At 50.9% G+C, this 19,792-nt stretch carries 12 protein-coding genes and 2 pseudogenes; 8 read left to right on the forward strand and 6 right to left on the reverse strand.

Annotated features, from left to right (window positions below; translation table 11 throughout):
- Window positions 1–82: 82 nt before the first annotated feature.
- Window positions 83–406, forward strand: a pseudogene (locus AB4O05_RS08060) (calcium:proton antiporter); the annotation flags it as partial.
- Between the two features lie 2 nt (window positions 407–408).
- Here the strand turns inward: AB4O05_RS08060 and AB4O05_RS08065 are convergent.
- On the reverse strand, window positions 409–597 hold the full coding sequence (locus AB4O05_RS08065) for a hypothetical protein (protein ID WP_460131738.1): 189 nt from the start codon (window positions 595–597) through the stop codon (window positions 409–411).
- A 281-nt stretch (window positions 598–878) separates the two neighbouring features.
- Here AB4O05_RS08065 and AB4O05_RS08070 point away from each other — a divergent pair, with 281 nt between their 5' ends.
- The 4 genes from AB4O05_RS08070 (at window position 879) to AB4O05_RS08085 (ending at window position 10,229) form a co-directional block, all read left to right on the forward strand.
- Window positions 879–1,799, forward strand: a complete 921-nt coding sequence (locus tag AB4O05_RS08070; RefSeq protein WP_460131736.1) for a DUF808 domain-containing protein — start codon at window positions 879–881, stop codon at window positions 1,797–1,799.
- A 202-nt stretch (window positions 1,800–2,001) separates the two neighbouring features.
- On the forward strand, window positions 2,002–6,501 hold the full coding sequence (locus AB4O05_RS08075) for an NACHT domain-containing protein (RefSeq protein ID WP_460131735.1): 4,500 nt from the start codon (window positions 2,002–2,004) through the stop codon (window positions 6,499–6,501).
- Window positions 6,502–6,834: 333 nt separating this feature from the next.
- A complete protein-coding gene (locus AB4O05_RS08080; RefSeq protein WP_460131733.1) occupies window positions 6,835–8,604 on the forward strand; it encodes an ATP-dependent nuclease in 1,770 nt (589 codons plus the stop codon).
- A gap of 71 nt (window positions 8,605–8,675) precedes the next feature.
- A complete protein-coding gene (locus AB4O05_RS08085; RefSeq protein ID WP_460131731.1) occupies window positions 8,676–10,229 on the forward strand; it encodes a DUF5677 domain-containing protein in 1,554 nt (517 codons plus the stop codon).
- Between the two features lie 136 nt (window positions 10,230–10,365).
- Here the strand turns inward: AB4O05_RS08085 and AB4O05_RS08090 are convergent, their stop codons facing one another.
- The 5 genes and pseudogenes from AB4O05_RS08090 to AB4O05_RS08110 form a co-directional block, all read right to left on the reverse strand.
- Window positions 10,366–12,138: an ATP-dependent nuclease gene (locus AB4O05_RS08090; protein WP_460131729.1), complete on the reverse strand. Its 1,773-nt coding sequence runs from the start codon at window positions 12,136–12,138 to the stop codon at window positions 10,366–10,368.
- A 641-nt stretch (window positions 12,139–12,779) separates the two neighbouring features.
- Window positions 12,780–13,793 carry a hypothetical protein gene (locus AB4O05_RS08095; protein WP_152092365.1) on the reverse strand — a complete coding sequence of 338 codons (1,014 nt, stop codon included), beginning with the start codon at window positions 13,791–13,793 and terminating at the stop codon, window positions 12,780–12,782.
- Between the two features lie 238 nt (window positions 13,794–14,031).
- Window positions 14,032–14,226: pseudogene (locus AB4O05_RS08100) on the reverse strand (IS21 family transposase); the annotation flags it as partial.
- A gap of 215 nt (window positions 14,227–14,441) precedes the next feature.
- Window positions 14,442–15,428 carry a potassium channel family protein gene (locus tag AB4O05_RS08105; protein ID WP_460131728.1) on the reverse strand — a complete coding sequence of 329 codons (987 nt, stop codon included), beginning with the start codon at window positions 15,426–15,428 and terminating at the stop codon, window positions 14,442–14,444.
- Between the two features lie 270 nt (window positions 15,429–15,698).
- Window positions 15,699–16,040, reverse strand: a complete 342-nt coding sequence (locus AB4O05_RS08110) for a hypothetical protein (RefSeq protein WP_460131726.1) — start codon at window positions 16,038–16,040, stop codon at window positions 15,699–15,701.
- A gap of 463 nt (window positions 16,041–16,503) precedes the next feature.
- Between AB4O05_RS08110 and AB4O05_RS08115 the strand changes: the two genes are divergently transcribed.
- The 3 genes from AB4O05_RS08115 to AB4O05_RS08125 all read left to right on the forward strand — a co-directional run bounded on the left by AB4O05_RS08115 (window position 16,504) and on the right by AB4O05_RS08125 (window position 19,761).
- Window positions 16,504–16,953 carry a hypothetical protein gene (locus AB4O05_RS08115; protein WP_460131724.1) on the forward strand — a complete coding sequence of 150 codons (450 nt, stop codon included), beginning with the start codon at window positions 16,504–16,506 and terminating at the stop codon, window positions 16,951–16,953.
- A 463-nt stretch (window positions 16,954–17,416) separates the two neighbouring features.
- Complete coding sequence (locus AB4O05_RS08120; protein ID WP_460131722.1) at window positions 17,417–18,877, forward strand: Shedu immune nuclease family protein; 1,461 nt, start codon at window positions 17,417–17,419, stop codon at window positions 18,875–18,877.
- A 122-nt stretch (window positions 18,878–18,999) separates the two neighbouring features.
- Entirely contained in the window at window positions 19,000–19,761 is a 762-nt protein-coding gene (locus AB4O05_RS08125) for a hypothetical protein (protein WP_460131720.1), read from the forward strand.
- Window positions 19,762–19,792: the final 31 nt, after the last annotated feature.

The raw sequence follows: 19,792 nt of genomic DNA on the forward strand, positions 1-19,792 counted from the left end.
AACTAAGGTGTAACGAAACGTTAGCGGCGTGGCGCAGTCTGTACCCCATCAATGACTGATTTGCTGTTTGAAAAGGCCCGTAATGCTCACATCCCTCAAGCAAGAAAAATTCATGCTGCTGGCGCTGATTGCTGCCATCGCTGCCTACCCGCTGGAACACTGGATGCTGCACAGCGGGCAAGTCGTCGCGCTGTTGGCCGGCCTGGTGCTGATCGGTTTTATCGTGGTGGCGTCGATGCGCGTGGCGCACCATGCCGAGCAACTGGCGGAAAAAGTCGGCGACCCCTACGGCACCATGATCCTGACGTTGGCCGCGGTGCTGGTGGAAGTGGTGATCCTGGCGATCATGATGAGCAATGAGCCCTCGCCAACCCTGGTACGCGACACTATCTACTCGGCGGTGATTTTCTAGACACACTCCGCTTTGGTGTCAAAGCCCTTAGGCTTTGACCTGCTCTTGCTCTTGCTCTTGCTCTTGCTCTTGCTCTTGCTCTTGCTCTTGCTCTTGCTCTTGCTCTTGCTCTTGCTCTTGCTCTTGCTCTTGCTCTTGCTCTTGCTCTTGCTCTTGCTCTTGATGGGGAAGATTAAGATATGCATTTGATTGGGAGTGCTCTTGCCTTGTCCTTCCTGACACACCTCTATCTATGGCATACCCCGGAAGCCCAGAAATTTTCCTGAGCTTGTGTCCGATTCTGCTCGAGATCTACGGATATTCGAAGATGAACGGCGTGGTGTGCCCATTGTCTAGAAAGGTGCTCTCCGTAACACGTTGGCGACAGGGTGATCCTGAGCCTGCGGAGGGAGCATATGCGGGGCATTAGCGTCGGTATGCATGAGGTTGGTCGGGGAACAGAATAAATCAACGCAAGGAGCCTTAGATGGCCGGCAGTAGCTTGTTCGCACTATTGGATGACATTGCCACACTGCTAGACGACATCTCGCTTATGAGCAAAGTCGCTGCAAAGAAATCGGCGAGTGTCCTGAGCGACGACCTTGCTGTGAATGCTGAGCAGGTTACCGGCATGAAAGCAGACCGAGAGCTACCGTTGGTATGGGCTGTATTCAAGGGCTCGTTGAGAAACAAAGCCATCCTGGTGCCTTGTGCTTTGGTGTTGAACGCACTGCTGCCTGCTGCGGTTCACTGGCTGCTCATGATAGGGGGAGCATATCTCTGTTATGAGGGCTTTGAGGCCATCAAGGACAAGCTCACGGCTGGTCGAGAAAATGACACAGGGCAACCAAAAAAAACGAAGCCAAAGACGCCTGAAGAGCTTGCAGCTTTTGAAAAGCGGAAGATTGCAGGGGCTGTTCGAACGGACTTCATTCTGAGCGCCGAGATCATCGTCATCACCCTAAATATCGTGACTGATGCCCCGATGCTCCAACAGATTTTGACGTTAGCGCTGATCGCGGTGGTCATGACAGTGGGCGTTTATGGATTGGTTGCGGGGATCGTCCGCTTGGATGATGCCGGCATTATTCTCCAGAAGTCTAAAGCTACCGGTACATGGGGGGCTGTGGTGAGGACTGTTGGGGGATGGTTGCTGTCGGCTGCACCAAAGCTTATGAAAGCATTGTCCTGGATTGGAACTGTTGCGATGTTTCTGGTTGGAGGGGCATTTATCACGGAAGGCATTGAGCCAATACGGCACTTTGCTGAGGAGCTGGTGGAAGGGGTAGGGGCCTGGGAAACCGTCGCGAATCTAGGTATTCACTGCCTAGTAGGTGCGCTCGTAGGGATGGTTGCGATGGTTATCGTTAAGGGCATTACGGCTATTTCTGGTAGAACATCAACGTAGACAATTCAAGCTGAGCGCTTGCTTCGGATCCGGGGAGTTTCCTACAGCTTTTTTTACGCATGGGGCAAGCACTGTTGCCCTCTTGGTAAACATCCCTGTCCTATATGATGCAGCAGCGCAACGAACAATTCTAGCTGCTCGGAAGACGGTACACTATAGGCATTCTGCCATCACGGCTGCCAGCTTTCGTCACGGACACATCATGGATTACAAGCGTATTAGAGGCATGGATTCAGGACAGCGCCTCGCCTTTGAAGAACTCGTTTGCCAGCTTGCACGGCGTGAATCACCAGCGGTTGACGCCGAATTTAGGCGAATAGAAGGTGCCGGTGGGGATGGGGGTATCGAAGCTTACTGGTTGCTAAGTGATGGGGACGAAATTGGTTACCAAGCAAAATATTATCTAAAAGCAGGCGAAATTGATTGGGCAAATATTGACGACTCCGTTAAACGCGCACTGCAGTCACATCCATTTTTAACCAAATATGTTGTGGCCTTAGCCTGCGACCTGACTGATAGGAGCGGCAAGCAAGGTGGCGGTAAAAGAGGCTGGGAACACTGGGAGGCTCATAAGGCTATCTGGAAGTCTTATGTTCCAAAAGGCCATGAAGTGGAATTCATTTACTGGACGGCCTCTGAGCTAACTGACCGACTATTACAAAAAGATGCCGAGGGGTTAAGAAGGTATTGGTTTGGGGACGTTGAGTTTTCGCCGAAATGGTTGTCAGAAAAAGTCGAATGGGCAGTTAAGTCCCTCGATGAGAGATATCATCCTGAAGATCATGTTGAAGTCGGCATAGAAAAGTTATTTCAGATAATTTTACGAGACCAGAGCATCATTTCGGAACTTCAGGGAAAGATCGACAAGCTCTCTGCGCTAGCCAAGATCAATGATGTAGAGAGCCTGCTAGGAAATGGCAGCGCTGATCTGTTAGAACGCGTTACGCTGCAGGTGAAAACGCTTGGCGACCTGAGACAGAAGCTCACATCTGATGCTTGGGAAACTTGGCCGCTGGCAGAGTGTCTTACGTATATTGAAGAAATATCGGACGACGTCCACGCCCTTGAAAACCTTACTTGGAAAGCCAAGGAAGAGAGACGCAAGGGAAAAGATTCAAGCGACCATTCTTTAGAATACTTACAACATCGCCTGAGCGAACTTAGTGACGCATCGTACGCATTCAGATCATCTCTTCAAGACAGATACTTTTCTGCAGCGTTTAGTCGTAGCTTCTTTCTCTTCGGAAAAGCCGGCACTGGAAAGTCTCACTTACTCGGCAACATTGCTCAGCAAGCCATATTAGACGGCAGGGTCGCCATCCTGGTACTGGGCCAACACTTGAATAATGACAGCGTCTGGAGCCAAGTCACTAACCGGCTGGGGCTTGGCGATATCGATCCTGACACTTTCCTTCAAGCTTTGAGTGCTGCTGCTGAGGTTACGGGCAAGCGCGGTTTGATTTTGATTGATGCTTTGAACGAAGGGTCAGGTATAACTCTTTGGCGTAAGGAACTTGCCGAGTTTATCGGAAGAATTGAAAAGCATAAAAACCTGCTCGTCGTGTTCAGTTGCAGGACGGAATATACGCCATACGTAATACCTGCGACTCTCAACGAAAAAATCCCATCCTTTCAGGTTCGCGGATTCGTGACCAATGACGAGCAAACCCGCGCTGCACGTATGTATCTTGGAAAAAGAGGGATTTCCCAACCCAACACTCCTTGGTTAGCCGCCGAGTTCGTCAATCCGTTATTCCTGCGAAGTGCTTGTACTGCGCTCGAGAGAGAGAATCAAAAATGGTTTCCCAGAGGTTTAACGGGTACGAAACAAGTCTTTTCGTTTTATCTTAGAAGTATTGCTCGAAACCTAGGCGCGGGCAGGGATGGGAGTGATGATCTTGTCAAACCTACCAATCAGGCACTTTCTATAATTGCTACAGAGATGGCGGCGAAACAACGTGACTATGTTCACCACTCCGATGCCATACGAATCGTCGCTGAAAAATTTCACGCTTTTCCAGCTCCAGCAGGAACAACCTGGTTTGAGATACTTCAGCGGAATGGCTTGTTTCGGATGGATCCAGACCCGAAGAGTCGGGATGCTGATCCGTTCGATGCACCAGAGGACATTGTTCGCTTTAGCTTCCAAAGGTTACAAGATTATTTGATGGCTTCGGGGCTTTTGGGCGAAGTTGAAGATCCAGCTGAAGCGTTGGAAAGCGGTTCACTTCAATTCATTCACAATGGTAAACGGCTTCATGGTAAGTGGGCCGGACTGACGGAAGCGCTCTCCGTACAACTACCTGAACGTTTCCAAAAGGAGCTCCTTGACGTCATGCCTGGTGGCGTAGATCACTGGGCAAATGAGCACTCTGTTCGTAGTGCATTTATCGAGAGTCTCCGGTGGCGAGCCAACGAATCCTTCAGCAACCGTACACTTGAGCTCTTCAATTTTTTTCTATCCGAAAGCGAAGAGCATTTCGACATTATTCTCCAGGTGAGTGCAAGCGCTGACCACCCATGGAATGCGAAATCCCTGCACTGCCGTCTAGCTGCTCAGAGCATGGCCAAACGTGATGCTTCATGGACTATTCAGCTTAATAGCCTGTCCATGGACGAGGAAAATACTGCCCAGCGATTGATTGAGTGGAGTGCCTTTGAGCAGAGTCAACAAACAGATCCAGGGATTCAATATCTCTGCGCAATAACCCTGACTTGGTTTTTCACAAGCTCCAACCGGGAACTGCGAGACAAAGCCACCAAGGCGCTCACGTCGCTCATGATTTGGAACCCCAGCTTGTATGGGATGCTCTGCACGGACTTTTCCGGAGTGGACGATCTCTACGTCCTTGAACGTCTGCACACAGCGGCCTACGGAGCATGCTGCATAAATCCAGACCAGCATCGACTACACGCCTATTCTGAGATCGCAAATACAGCGGTTTTTGACAGAGAGGATGTTCCGCTTTCGATTATTCTCAGGGACAGCGCATTAGGGATTATTGAGCTCGCGCTGCTAAAAGGTCACCTGCCAGAGCAGGTTGATATCGTGAAAGCAATGCCGCCTTATCATTCCAAAACCATCAGACTTTCCGTGTCCGAGGACGCCCTCGAAAAGGTCGCAAAGCGGGCTGGAGACTCCCAGATTTTGGATTCATGCACTGGCTGGGGAGGCGATTTCGCGAGCTATCAAATCCAACCTAGGGTCAGTTCATTTTTGAACGTACCACTGGTTTCGCCTGAGCCACTTAGCGTTACCGAAATTTATGAGAGGTTCGAGGATGAGGTCATTAACCACTGCGAGCTGAGGACTCGCGTCGTAAAATTAATGCATGATTTTAGCCCTAATCCCTTCAGAGATCTCAGGCTCGGTCTTTCTGAGCAAGACGTTGAAGAAAGCTCAAAAAACTTCAAGATGACTGAAAGCCTGCTGCTGGAGTCCTTAAGCTCTGAAGAGCGGATTAGATATAAAAAAGAATATAAAAAACGCTTCAAGTCGCCTAGAAATGCTCGTGAACAGCTTCCGCACATCGACATAAATTCGGCAAAGCGCTGGGTCGCCAAACGAGCCTATAGCTTCGGCTGGACGAAAAAGTTGTTTCCACATGATCGTAGCCTTCGGCATGACTACAGTCGTGATCGGCCATTAGTTGAGCGCATAGGAAAAAAATACCAATGGCTTGCTCTCGATGAGCTTCTTTGCAGCCTGGCCGACAACAGATGGTTATCGGAAAGGACTGAGCAGGGATCGCGTCGGTATGCCTACCCTTTGGACATCGGCACTCATCGAGAAATCGATCCAACCATTTTGCTTGCTGACGAGCGCAGTCGCCCCCAAAGGCAATACCCTTCGGTTGAGAAATTTGAGATATCAATTCGAGAGACTCTCGAAGCGGATGTGGGGAAATGGCCTTTTGAAGAGGAACCTTCAGCCGGCATGACGAACCTGGTAAGCCGTCGGGACTCAACCGGTGGAACGTGGGTAGTCCTGCACGAACATCGCTCAGTAACCGAGCGATACGAAGAGAAGCAAGGTCGTGAGCATGGCTCCAAACAATCACAGTGGCGCTTCCTGTTACCGGTAGTCGTGAGAAAGGAAGACGAACAGCAACTTCTTGATTACATCCGGACAAAGCAAAAATTGGACGTAGATTCTTGGACTGCCCGTGACTTCACTAACGACGGTTATCTCAGAGAAGCGCCATGGCGCTCGACATGGGCACGAGAGCAGTGGTCAACCTACGAATTTTATGACTTGGGTGGGATAGAGGTCGCCTATCCCTGCTTCCGTCACTACTGGGAACGACATCTGGATGTCTCAATGCCCGAAGGCGCTCACGCTTTGATACCAGCGCCGTGGCTCGCCCAGCGGCTCAACCTAATGCCCCATCCTGAGGATGCGACTATTTATATGGATCACACTGGAGAAACGCGCTTCGTTTGCGGAAGGAGCCCTGGCGATGGTTCCCATGCTTTCATAGACCAACAGCTTTTCCAGACATTCCTAGAGGAGGATGGGTTCGCTTGCGTATGGATCTTTGTCACGGAACGTAGCGCTTGGCCGGGCGGTGAAAACAAGAATGCATCTCGGCGCCGCTCAGAAGGTGTGGTGTGGCACGAGCACGGCAAACCACGAACGGTTTGTTGGAGCGATGATTGGGCCAGGGGCGACTCAAAGCAGTACGTACCCGCAAAGCTTTAGTTAACCAGCTCACATCATTAGCCCAAATAGCCCTAAGTATCTGCGTTGGTGTCTCGCAGCTTGATGGCGACTCACGCAGAATCCTTTTTGGGCTTGCCCCCTTCGGGGTACGGCTGTCGTAAACCAAACCCTGGCTTTGCCAGGTTTTGTCCCTCCGGGCTTTCATCCTCAAGCCTCTCGCCCATCCTGGGCCGGCGCGCTCCGCTTGCGAGAGAGAGGATATGTGCTCACAGCGCTGCTCCATCCTTGAGCAATAATGCCAGGGCTATGGCGCATCGCCACTTTCCAGCTACGCTGAGGCGCCTTGCCCACCGTAGAAAAGGAATTCACCCCATGCACGCCTTGAGCAAAATACACATCAAGAACTTCCGCTCTTGCAAGCAAGTAATCCTGCCACTGGGCGATTTTACCCCACTGGTTGGTCAAAATAATGCAGGAAAATCCACCATCCTCGACGCGATCAGATTAGTGCTTGCGCCCAAGGCATTTGCGAAGACAGACGCGAATGATCCGACTCAGCCCATCATCATCAGCGCCTGCGTGTCAGGGATTACCGAAGAACTGATTGCGCAAATCCCTGAAGCCAAACATCAAGCAGCGATTACCCCCTACTGCATCAACGGTGACCTTTGGATAAGGATTTCCGCTTCAGGCTCGACCAAACCGACCACGGAGGTCTGGGGAAATGCTGATATAGATGAGCAAGGTCTCCCTACGTCGTGGCGCTCCTATCCGACGGGGTTGCCTCAAGCCATTTCGGCATTGTTACCCGAAGCGTTGCATATCCGCGCCATGGATGATGTCCAGGAAGACCTAGGCAAAGGCAAAGCTGGCAGCACAATTCGTGGGCTGTTGGATGAAATCATGGCCCCCATCCTCTCTGCTCACCAAGAGGTTCAGGATGCACTCACAGCAGTCAGGAATATACTGGGATCCGACGGTGAGAACCGATCCCCTCTGCTGACTGAGTTCGACACCAGCGCCACCAATGCCCTCTCAAGCTTCTTCCCCGGTTTGATGTTAAACCTGGACGTACCGTCAATTGACGTTAAGGAGTTTTTCAAGAGCGGTGATTTAAACGTGACCGATGAGATATCCGGTCAAACCAGACGTTTCGACACATTAGGTAGCGGGGCGCAGCGCGCTATACAAATGGCCTTGATCCGGCTTCTGGCCGATATCCGAAAAACCCGCGATCAAGACCTTGCGCGTCGTCTTCTGCTGATCGACGAGCCTGAGATTTTCCTCCACCCTCAAGGTGTCAGAGGCCTTAGAGAAGCACTTCATGTGCTTTCAAAATCCGGTTACCAGGTTGTTTTCACCACCCATTCGCCATTGATGGTGAGCAGGGATAACGCGCCCGAAACGGTCATCGTGCGCAGATCACGGGAGAATGGTTCCGAGGTTCGCATTCCGATGGGAGCGGCGGTTGCGCAGGCTATGGCAGAGGCGCAAGCCCAATCTCGAACCCTTTTTGAGCTTGGGAATATCGCTGAAATCTATTTCGCAGAAAAGGTAATTCTCTGCGAGGGCAAGACGGATCAGAGACTGCTTCCACTCATCTACGAAAAGCTCTACGGAGTCCGGCCTGAACTCGAACGGATCTGCTTTGTTGCTCTAGGTAGTTGTACTTCCATTCCCAAGGGCTTTTCTGTACTGACCGCAATGGGTATCAAATGCGGCGTGATCGCTGACTTAGATTTTGCATTCACTCACGCCAGGGGGCCCTGGCTGGCGAAGGAGTGCGAAGAGATGGATAAGGTGATATCTGTGCTGCAAGTCATCGGCCAAACCGAAGGATTCCAGATCGGTGGTAACGGCATGCCTCAGAACTCCAAAAACGGCTCAGCAGCTGACTGCTGGGCTGCTTTTGCAAGAAATGCTGACGGCCAAGTTCTTGCGAATGCTGCTCATGAGGCAATGAAAGATTTTACAACCTGGGTCTGGCCAATGGGGTGCATTGAGGATGCATTGAACATTGAGGAGAAGGGAGAGGCAGCCATCATCGCTCAGGAAGACAATATCCGAAGCTGGGAGCCAGAGATGATTGATCAAGAGTTTCCTGTTTTCCGTACCAGCCTAGATTGGATGCGGGCTATCTAACGGCACGAACTCGTCGTAACGCGTCTATTCGGGACGGTTTGAAAAGTGCATAGCCAAACAGGAAGTAGCTCATGTCTAACAGGAAGAAAAAGCAAAACCGCTCCGGAAAGGTTACGTCATCACTGGCAGATCATAAAAGGGTAGGCAAAGCCCTTATACCTCCCATGATGCAACTCACAGGGATGAGTTTCTCGTCATGGGCGAACACTCGCCTGCCGGAGATGCTTTGGGCCTGTCTGATCGTCACCGTAATACCGCGTGAAGAGGCAATCGAAGTTTTTCGAGACATCGCATCCATCGGCATTCGCTATCGGCGTGATGAACACGACCAGGAGTCAAAACCAGCACTGGGCTGGTCGCTTCGCCACTCTGATTTGCCGAACCAGCCGAGAGAACTCTTTAACGCCCTCGTGAGCCGGGTGCTCCGCTGCCATTCAGGCTTGCAAGCGTTGCGTCCGTTACTGCTCCTCGAGAACCTTCCAGGCCAAGACTGGTGGAAAGCAGCACTCGCTGCTGAAGCAACCGAGGACGACTGGCAGACACTTGGCCAGGCGGTACTGAAAACCTTTGACCACCAGTCTCAAGAAGCAACGGATGTGCGCTGGTTAAGCGTACTATTCAAACTAGGGCTAGGGGAAATCTTCGTCATGGAGGAGATGACGGAGCGGATTCAGGAAATTATCGAATATCCACACCGAGGAGATATGAGATCAGTCCGCCCCTCCATTAGATCCATGGAAATGGCTGTAATCAGCGTCAAACCGGATCAAGAACCGAGCATCTGGCCCGAATTATTTTGGGATTACACACTGGAACATACCCACTGCCTCCCAGCTCCGTTGAAGGCCAGAGGTGAATCTGCCCATGACCCCAAAATCTTGGGCAATACGATCAATGATCTCCGTGAAGGTTTACTGGCTCACTGGTTCACGAGCTTGAGCACCACTGGACTGAATCAGAAACATGATGGCGTTTTCGGGTTCGGGTTCTTCGCTCTCGCCTGCTTAGCCGAGATGAGCATGGGGCCGTTGAGCTCAGCCGTTACCGGAAGGCTACTGCTTCGGTCTCTCACTGAGTGCAGGATCTCGCTGGCTTATCTTGTACGCTGTGGGAACGACGAGATGTGGAAAAAATTCCGCTCCTATGGCGCCGGCCAAGCCAAGCTGGCACTGCTCAAGCACGAGGAGATGGCTGGTCAGAAGGCTCGGTTTGTGACCAAACAGGCTTTGGAAACCTTGGCGAACGAAGACTACTTCCAAGAGTACGTGGAGATCGATCTGGGCCATTGGGCCGGTAAAGATCTTCGCAGGCTAGCAGAGGAGTCAGGCACGAAGGATGACTACGACAGGTACTACGGTTGGGCCTCGGGCTTCGTTCATGGTCAATGGGGTGCAATAAGGGACAGTAACTTCACTCACTGCCTGAACCCTCTGCACCGGTTCCATCGCATCCCACTGGCATACCACCGGATGCTAGAACCTACCATTGCTGATGCGCTGCACTTGGTAAATGCCATCCTTGATGATGTGAACACTGCGTATCCAGGATTTGATGAGCGCTTTGAGATCAAGGGCGCGGTAGGGGAGGATGACGAACATCCAGCGGGCTCTACTGAATCCGGCTAGCGTTGGTCGGCATCCACAGTCTTTCTCTGGGCCAATTAGCGCCTGAACGACCAGGCAGAACTAAGAATTACGCGTCGCGGCTCACGTCCTTGGATGACGTGTGCCGCGTTTGGTAATATCACCCTTCAACTAAAAACTACCGTGAAAAATATCTATGAATTTCAGTGACTAGCTTTTCCACGCTCACCGGGACTTGTTTTGTTTCCTCCATCTGTCTTATAACAAATTTTGAGAAGTCATTTTTTTTCATCCAATTGATACGATTAGCAATTAACCTACGGCATTTTTCATTAGCGATCTTTGTGGTCAGAAGGCTATTAAAGGATTGATCAATGTCTAAATTTTGAGAGTTAAGTTTGACCACGTCCGGGCGTGGCTCCAGCCAGAGCTTAGACTCTGCATGATCCCAAGCCGCAGCCCCGCAAAGCTCTTCAATCGCAATTGATAACTCAAAGCCAGCCTTTAGAGCTTGTCGGAGTTCATCATCCCCATTAATTTTGTTGAGCTTGAAATATTTAATTTTCCCTTTCAGGTCTAATGAGTCCATCCGTTGACTTAAGGTGGTTTCTGCCGCAGCACCAGCCTCATCACCATCCAGCAAAATTGCAGTGCGACCTTTCACATCCGTCATGACGGCCCGAGCTGTGGCATACCCGACAACCCAGTTAGTACCGGCACCAGAGCCTGATTTTGTTACCACTTTGAATGGGATGGTTGGGCCAAACAGTATAGAGCAGGCTTTTTCAAGGATAAGTTTATCTGTATCACCCTCAACGCAAAGCACAGGTAGATCAGTGTGTAGGGACTGCCCTTGAACCTCCTTTAACTGTTCAAATAGTTGCCGTCGCTGATCCAAAGCAACTTTCAGGTAGGGCTCGATAAAAGGCATCAATCCTAGCCCATCATCCAAAGCTGCAGTAGTTGTTGAATCTACAAACGCTGTCGCTCCGTCTATGCGGGAAGCATATAAAGCACGTGCTTTATCTTGTGATTTTGCGATACTGTAAAATGCAGGCGAATGCGTTGTGAGAAGTATCTGAATTACATTTGAGCATCGGTAAAACTCCTCAGCCTCTTCAACCTGCCTAGCCAACTCCAGATTATTCTCTGGTTCTTCATAACCAAATATTGTTTCGGGTGATGGCCTTCCTTTGGCGAAGTTTGCCTTCCGTTGATCTGCTAAAAATCGCAAAATCACAGGAATGTGCCTCCCTTGGACACCATCGCCTCGGTGTTGCAAAGGTGTCGCTGCATGCTTATCCGCTGTCTTGAAGTCGAGGATTTCGAAAAGGCTGCCCAAGTCGGTTGGCAAAGAAAACTCAGTCTTTAGACTTAGTATCCTCAACGCTTCAACTTCAATTCCTCGTACTTCTGTACGCAAACTCTTCAAGAATTGCCCTGAAGCTTTAGCCAGCTTTGGTGCGATGGTCTCCGCCAAAGTATTATGAAGTCTTCTTTTAAGCGTGTTAAAAAACTCTTCTCCTCGAATCGCAGGAACATATTCGTAGCCTATTTGGCGCAGCCAATACTCCGTTTTTGAACGAGCGCTAAAGGCTTTATCACCGACCATCTTCATGTGTTCATCATATGGCATTAAAGCTTCTTCGCGCCAAGTTTTTCGCCACACAACAGGATCACTATCCGTGTAATTTCTTGGAGGCTGAATCTCGAGCTCAACTATAATTTCTTTTGCTCTGTTTGCACGGCCAACAGCGTTTTGACTGTAGTCATCTGAAAATACTAGCTGCTTACCCACGTCAGTTTGGTTGTTGAAGAAAAGATTTAATGCTCGTAGCACATTACTCTTTCCTGCGTCGTTAGCACCTGCCAAAACAGTGTAGTTAACAGGCAGAATTTCCACATCAATCAACGAGCGAAAGTTTTTAATCTTAATACGGGTTATATACACGGGCGCCTTCCATATGCGTGAGCTTGACCAACCAACCAACCAACCAACCAACCAATTACACCACGAAAAGACATCAATATGACATCGCGCAATACTCTCATGTTGGGTGGGCGGCAGCATTTTTCAGAGGCTCGCACGAGAGATCACGGTCGTGCAGGCGAGAGGACGCTGAGGATGCGGGTAGCTCAGTCAGGTCACGGCTTGAACAACTCATCAAGCGCCACGAACGCAGCGCCGGTTTCTGCGGAAGCCCTAACTTTGCGCTCAATCACCTCAGCGATGGGTACGAGCGTTGGGGCATGGTGCGACTGTCGTTCACATCAATCCCGTGAGGTTTTATATCAGCGGTCAGGAGCACTTTCTCGAAGGCCCTGCATCTGTGATGATGCAGAGCTTGCTTCGCGAGACCTTTGGCGACCATCCTGTCTCGTAGTTGGATGGCTATTTCCGGTAGATCCGTTTTGGGCTTGCCCCCTTCGGGGCACGGCTGGCGTAAACCAAACCCGGACTGCGCCAGGGTTTGGCCCTGCGGGCTTTCATCCTCAAGTCTCTGCCCCGTCGCGGTCGGCGCGCTCCGCTTGAAGAGCGCTCAAAACGCCACGATGGACGATTGAGCAAGGGTCATAGAATTCACAGGGAGTTCAGGATGAAGCAATCCCCAGAAGACGATATACCTCATAGCGTTCGTCCTCCTCCTCAAGTCCTTTTATATGCCCGGCCTCAGTGTGCAGCACAGGGAGTAAGCGCGCAAAGTCAGTGGTCATCTGATAATTGGTTGTAGTTTGGCTTTCGATCTCTTTGCGCGTCACATTCGTTACCGTGAAGCAGTCCAGCAACAACCGCAAATTCCTATCATCTGTGAAAAATTTAGTTTTTGCGTACCCTTTTCCATGAGCAATCCAAACATTAAGGATCATATTTGAAAAGTTGGCTATGCGCTGTACTAACTGAATATCTCCCAGTGCATTGCTCGCATCGAACTCGTCAGGATTTTTCTTGAGCTTCATGACCTTAAAAGCAGGCAAAAAGCTATAGACACAAGCGACCGAAACAATTACAACCGGATGATTTTTCAAGATTCCAAGACTTTGCGCCTTAGAACATATATCAGCAACGAGTTCAAGGCGTCTTTCTGCAAGCGGCTTATCATGCAGCCCCATTGAGTTAACGTATATAAGAAACTCAAGATAGGCTGGGCCCAACTCTTCAGGGTGCTCACCTTTGAGCTCGAGAATCATAGCTGGTGTTATAAGATTATTTTCATACACTCTAGCTTTAGTGAAAAATTTCTGCATGGCGGCTATGTCGCCTGAAACTTCAGCTATGAGATCTTCATCAGCTCTAGGTTTTTTCAAATCACTGATTATCTCAAGAAAAGCTGCGATATACGAGATCCCGTCCCTAGGTTTATCGAGCTTAATTAGTTCAGAAATCGACTCTCGAACAGGAGCGGAGGGGGCGGGCGGCTTTTTTAAATGAGTTTTGATGTGGCTAATGGCGCAGACGTCTAGCAAGTGTAAAGTTGGCGCATCGTCTGCCGGACACAGAGACCGCATCAGAGCGGCGGCAGAGGAGTGTTCTCCAGCAGGAATCTCAAATCTAACTTTTATATTGATAGGGTGAAACACAATTTCCTTGTCGACCTGCTCGCTCACCTACTTCTCTCCTTAACTGTAGCTCAACAGATTTTAACTTACAAACACGGTGCGTTAGTACGTTCGAAAACTAGGCGCCATCCCCGGCTCAGTTCCATTGCGAAGCATACCATCAATGTTGAGTCGACTTGAGTTAAACATTCGAATCTAATCAGCGAAGCTAGGAGGTTTGACGGGAGCGTAGATCAATTCGCCAATTTTCGCCCGGAGTCATCGATTCAAACGGCAGGCTCATTCCTAGCCAGAGTTGGTGAGCCTGCCTGACTCGTTCGTGCGTACAGCCACGAACGGCGTCGAGCTTGGCGGCTCTGGGTACACGAGAGTAACGCGGGACGGAAGGTTCTCTGAGATAGCCACGAGCAGTGTTGCGGGACACGCCCAATGTCTTGGCGGTCTGTCGAATGCTGTGCCCTTGGCGGGCCAACACTTTGATCTCCGCTGCTTGACATGGGCAGCCTCAAATGGCTGCGACGTTAGCCCAGGTGGATCAGTTTTGCATCGGCACTAACAAGCGTACGTAGTCGGATAACCGACAGCCAGTAACACTATTCAGAAGTGCTAAATATAAAAAGCCTGATCAGCGAGGCCGCTTTTCCTGCTTAGTTCGACGGCGGTCTCGAGCATTCCTGCTTTTGGCCGTTTGTTCTTCTAATATGGGGTCGGATGAAGACCCGCGCCAACGCGAGGGTAGATATTGTCTCGCAAGCTAATAGTCATCATTACAGGACTTTCCGGGTTGCGTCGATCCATTTCGTAGATCAGCTCTAAAAACAAAATATTAAAGTTGATAATATTTTCATATTCCCCCTGAGAAAACCCATCACTCGGCGCGGGGAAATTATCTGGATAAATACTGCCCGGGCTTTGAATCTTAACAATATGGTGTATATTGCGATGCATATTTGGAACATTGAGAAAACGATGTCGACCAAGGTCTGTAAGCAGTACAAGAATTGTTACGGGCAGGCTGTGCGCAAAAGTGTCTAAATACTTATCGAGCTGAGAGGAAAACTTTTTGTTCTCCTCGATAAAGTAAGAGTACATCGGCACGCTTCCATTTACATACTCATGCAGGTTGTAATACACCATCGCATTTACCTGTCTCGCATAGTCATCAGTTAAGAAGTCTTTCGGTCTGATTTTATATTCGAGCTTTTCGGCAGGCGCTGTGAATTTATACAGCTGCGCTAAGGTGCGCAAGCCTTGTTCAACTACAGGGCGAAGCATTACCAGAGCCCTAGAGATTTGCTCTTCCTTTTTTGCACTCTCCAGATCTTGGGTAGCTTTGTCTTTTTGCTCACTTAACCGATGAGAGAGAGCATTTAGGAATAAACCAACTAGCGCTATACCAACTAAAACTTGAACCGACACTAGCATAGGCATAAAGGGGTTACCTAAGTTAGGCGTAATATCTCCGTAGCCGAGAGTGGTCGCTGTGACCACGCTAAAATACATAGAAACGCCCAGGCTTAGCGCGCATTTAAAAGACCCAGGGGTAAGCCAATATAGAAACCCAAATAAAATAATATTCACAAAATACAATGCCCCATAAGTATGAGGCTTCTGCCCGGCGAAAAAATTTATCAACCCCATGCTGCGCCTAGATTTTTTATCTGCGCTGAAATCTTTTTTCATACTAGCAAACCTTTATTTATCCCTAGGGCTTTTGATCTATAGTCATTTCATGCTTGGTTAATATTCGGTGAAGAATATGATGAATTCACTTTTCTTACTGCAGCTTCGTACCTTCGGCAAACTTTCTCACGGCCACAATGATGCAGGAACATCGCCGCTATGTTCAGCGAACCTTGCTAGGCGTGTGGCTAGATCTCAATCGATTCGCTCTAAATTTGCAGTCTCAAGTGGTCGGGTTACGTAGTCCGCCCCATACACTGCTGGGAGCGTCTACATCGACTTGACCGAGACCACCTCAACATACCTGTACTTCTTTCTAGCAGCCTTCACAGCCTCTTGCTCTGCTAGTAGCGAGCTCAGCGTGTCGGCCTCATGAATCAGCTCATACATTTTCCCTTCAAACTCGTTCCCGACCCGGAGAGTGACCCCGAGCCTCGGCGTGAATGCTTTGGCCATTTTTTTCTTGGCTGCGGGAGCTACTACCGGCTTCGTGAACACAACATCTGGCACTGGCACTGGCTCCTGTACCGGAGCGGCGGGCAACTGATGTTCTGGCTGACCCGTACCGAAAAGGGCACGACGCATTTCTTCCTCTGTTAAATCAGCGCTCATAAACATCTCAATGGGGGGGCAGTAAGCTAAAAAGTTTGTCGGGACGGCTTCCGCAAGTGCCCGTCTAGGGCATAGGTGAAGTCAAATGCCCAGGTCGATCTCGAGACATGAGCCTCTCCATGCTCGCGAAAGCAGCTCCTTCGGCAGCCGCGTTATGAGCCCGTCCGCGAGGTCACTGGCGTGAAGAGCGTACAACGTCACGACACCTGGAACTGGACTTCGGCCCGGTACAAAAGCTCCGACTCGCTTTTGGGCAATTTCAGTATATTCAGGACTTCCAGGCCTACCTTGTCGCCTGTCAGGTGCTCAACGACAGGCCTCGGCGGAGGCGCAGCATCTCTCCACATATCTACAACCACCTGGAGCAGTCCGTCTGAGCCAAAATGCTCGAGGGCCATCTCCCATAATTGCCCCTCATGCGCCATAGTCAGGCGTGCCTTAGTCATTACGGAGTTTCAACAGCATGAGGCTCTTTCTAGATTCTGAATTCTCTCAGCTCAGCGCGCAGGCGAAGCTGATCTCCCTGGCTCTGGTTGGCCAGGATTTCCGGGAATTCTACGTTGAATTGCAGGATACGTGGCAGGTTGATGACTGCAGTGACTTCGTGAAGAAGATCGTACTGCCCCAGCTCTGGGGCGGTGAGTACGCCATGTCTCTGACCGATGCCAGGTCGGCGCTCCTAAGTTTCTTGGCAACCTACGACGAAGAGCTCGAGGTTGTCACTGACGCACCTGTCTACGACTGGGAGCTGTTTTGCGAGCTCGCCTATCACGATGGGAAATGGCCCAAGAACGTCAGAAACTTTCCCACTGATGCCACGACCCTGACCGCGACGAATGATGGGGAAGAACTGCCTCACCATGCCCTGCTGGACGCCAGGATCATCGCTAGCATGTTCACAGCTAGAGCGTAACCATCTCACGCTCGATAGATTGCCCAAGGTGTTCAGGCATGTTGTTGCGGACGTGGAAGTCGACCCACACACCCACCAACGCCTGGAGCTCGTCTTCGAGGCCGGCGATGTCGAACAGGGAAATCTTGCCGACCATTGCTGGAGGGATGGTGGCGAGCAGATCGAGGTCACTCCTTCGTGATCATCGCCTCGAGCGACAGAGCCGAAGAGTTTTGGCTCAGTGAAGCCATAGGTCTCGATGAGGCGCCGAATCTCCCCTTCCTTTCCTCGTATCGCGTCAGTGGGCCTCATACCTTCCTCCTTGAGCCACAGGCGCTCATTGATGCCGCCGGCGAATCAGCTTTTGGTTCCCGTCTTTCCGGAGCTCAAGCGGCTCGTTAGACTCGGTATAACGCCTTCGGCGATCACTATCTTGATCAGGGACGACAGCACTATGCCTTCTATGCGGCCCTCGCAGTACGCCATGCAGCAGCGCATCGACGGAGGGCCTTTCCTTCGGTTTGATCTCGAAGACACTGGGGCTTTGAGCGAGGAAGAACTCTCGGCCATCGAATCAGATGAAGAGTACGAGTCCATCGGTGACGAGATATATGGGATTTCTAGGGTCTATTACAGCGACGTCGCGTTGGCAGAGAATGAGCCAGGTTGGCACCTTCTGCTGGAGGTTGCACCGTCTTACCTGACCATTTATCCCATTAACCCTAGAACCGAACACCCCGAGTACGGTCAGCCCCGATATCACGGAATCAGGTCGATCATCATTACAAGACCTGTTTATACACCGTACTCCCATCCTGCCACTCCTTACGAAGTAGATGAATTGCTCGATGGACTTCCGGAAGGGCTTTATACGGATTGGCGCTACGGCCTTGGCTTCAAGTACGAATACAGGTGCATCGTCCAGGCACTGAGCAGCCTAAAGGGGGTTGATACCATCGTGATACACGGTGGTACTGGTCACAACGATGCGAAACTCAAAGGCAACGAGTTTTACTTGGGCGTTGCTCGTCTAGAGCAGCTGCGGAAAAGCCTGGATCGGTTAACCCAGCGCCACCAGCGGGAGACAGCGTCTGACAAGAAGCTTGCCTGCTATACAAGCCTGCTTCATGAAGCTGCGCCTGAGCTCTATCCTCCACGCGCCAGGAAGCTGCCTCCTGACCTTCTCGCTAACTTGGTTTCTCTAGGATCCCTGTCGCCTCGGCTTTCGCCTAAAGATCAACAACAGGCAGCCAAGCTGACGGAGCAAAACGTTCCTGCGCTTGCTAAATCTGCGCCCAACTCACTGTTCAATCTCAAGGCAGAAATCGAGCTGGTTACACTCGGAGAACTCATTGAGATCTATCGAAAAATGATGGACAACAAAGCAAACGAACCTAGATGGCAGCGGTTCTTAAGCGAACACCCATTCGTGCTCGACATGGCATTTGGGTATCCGGTGAAGAAGATTGCAGACCGGCCATACATCGGCGGTAAAGGCTTCAGTGGCCGGGGCGGTCAGTTCTCGGATTTCCTGATGGCCGCCAGAGCAACCGGAAATCTTGCCGTCATCGAGATCAAGCATCCTCAGACTGAGCTGCTCGGTCAGTCATACCGGCAGACATTCGTGCCTTCCTATGAGCTAAGCGGTGCAGTCGGTCAGATCATTAGCCAACGCAGCGTGCTCCAACGGGAGGTCTTCGGTCTGTCCCAGGAGCTTGATGAGCGCGTTCACGCACACGCCATTGCGGCAATCGTCATCATTGGCCGAACTCCCAAGGATCTGGCTAAGCAGCGTGCCTTCGAGCAGTATCGAAGCGGCCTGAAGGATGTATTGGTGGTGACTTTTGATGAGCTCCAAGTACGACTAGAAAGCATCCACCAAGCCCTCAGGCCCAAGCCGCCGGTGGAGCCTGAGCCAATCAGCGAGGAAGATCTGCCATTCTGAGCCTAGGCCTGCACGCGGGGAGCGGCCCCCTCTTGCCGACCTGCAGCTGCCTGCCTTAGATTCACCGTCCTTCACGCTGGGCAGGCAGGCTGCAAGCCCCGGATTCTGAGGTTACGACGCTAATGAGCTCCACGATTCAATGGGAAGTCGAACTTACCAGCGGCATCCCCATGTACTTGCATCAGCTTTCTCGCGAGAACGATAACAACGGCCATTTTTGGGTATGGGGAGGCGTCGACGACTACCTCGACTGCACAAATGACCACTTCAGCTTCAGCTCCTCGCATTTCGACGATACCGAAGATGACCCTGATGGGGCCTGGCAGGTAGCGCACGAGCTTCTTTCACTGTTCAACGGAGCTATGGCTTTGCTGTGGAAGCAGCGTCACCCCTTCCTGATTGCGCGCCTTTTGCGTGAAGGCCGGAGCGTAAACTACGTCGAAAAGCGTAATCTGCATGGCCTTCTTGGTGCTCTCCCAACCTCAGCGAAGCGAGGCAGTGATCGGGAAGACAGTGCAATGGTTTTTCACCTTGTATCGCTTGCTTGCGAGTACCAAGACGCTTACCACTTGGTCAAGCTGTTTGAACAAAAGGGTGGTTGGACTACCTACTACAAGATTCTCGAAACGATTGAGTCCTACACGGCCAAGTACGGCTTGACTGTGCCTGTAGACAAGAAGATCCAGAAAAGCTTTGAGCTGACTGCTAACAATTTTTCGATCAGTGGTTTCGAGTCACGGCATGGCTTCAAGCAGCAGGCGAAGGAAATCAAGACCGCCTCGCTGACTATCGAAGAAGGCTATGCGTTCATCAGTGGGTACGCAAAGCGGTATCTGTCCAGGCGGTTCGGCCCTGCACTTCGGGCGAGACCTACTCTTAGATAGTTCCGTCTGCTAGTTGATAGCCTTAAAACCT

It is taken from the genome of Pseudomonas sp. S1_G07, from assembly GCF_054668565.1.

Bases quoted from the DNA above. Each gene is read 5' to 3' on its own strand.
- AB4O05_RS08065 (WP_460131738.1), bottom strand. From the start codon at position 597: ATGCATATCTTAATCTTCCCCATCAAGAGCAAGAGCAAGAGCAAGAGC.
- AB4O05_RS08070 (WP_460131736.1), top strand. From the start codon at position 879: ATGGCCGGCAGTAGCTTGTTCGCACTATTGGATGACATTGCCACACTG.
- AB4O05_RS08075 (WP_460131735.1), top strand. From the start codon at position 2,002: ATGGATTACAAGCGTATTAGAGGCATGGATTCAGGACAGCGCCTCGCC.
- AB4O05_RS08080 (WP_460131733.1), top strand. From the start codon at position 6,835: ATGCACGCCTTGAGCAAAATACACATCAAGAACTTCCGCTCTTGCAAG.
- AB4O05_RS08085 (WP_460131731.1), top strand. From the start codon at position 8,676: ATGTCTAACAGGAAGAAAAAGCAAAACCGCTCCGGAAAGGTTACGTCA.
- AB4O05_RS08105 (WP_460131728.1), bottom strand. From the start codon at position 15,428: ATGAAAAAAGATTTCAGCGCAGATAAAAAATCTAGGCGCAGCATGGGG.
- AB4O05_RS08110 (WP_460131726.1), bottom strand. From the start codon at position 16,040: ATGAGCGCTGATTTAACAGAGGAAGAAATGCGTCGTGCCCTTTTCGGT.
- AB4O05_RS08115 (WP_460131724.1), top strand. From the start codon at position 16,504: ATGAGGCTCTTTCTAGATTCTGAATTCTCTCAGCTCAGCGCGCAGGCG.
- AB4O05_RS08120 (WP_460131722.1), top strand. From the start codon at position 17,417: ATGCAGCAGCGCATCGACGGAGGGCCTTTCCTTCGGTTTGATCTCGAA.
- AB4O05_RS08125 (WP_460131720.1), top strand. From the start codon at position 19,000: ATGAGCTCCACGATTCAATGGGAAGTCGAACTTACCAGCGGCATCCCC.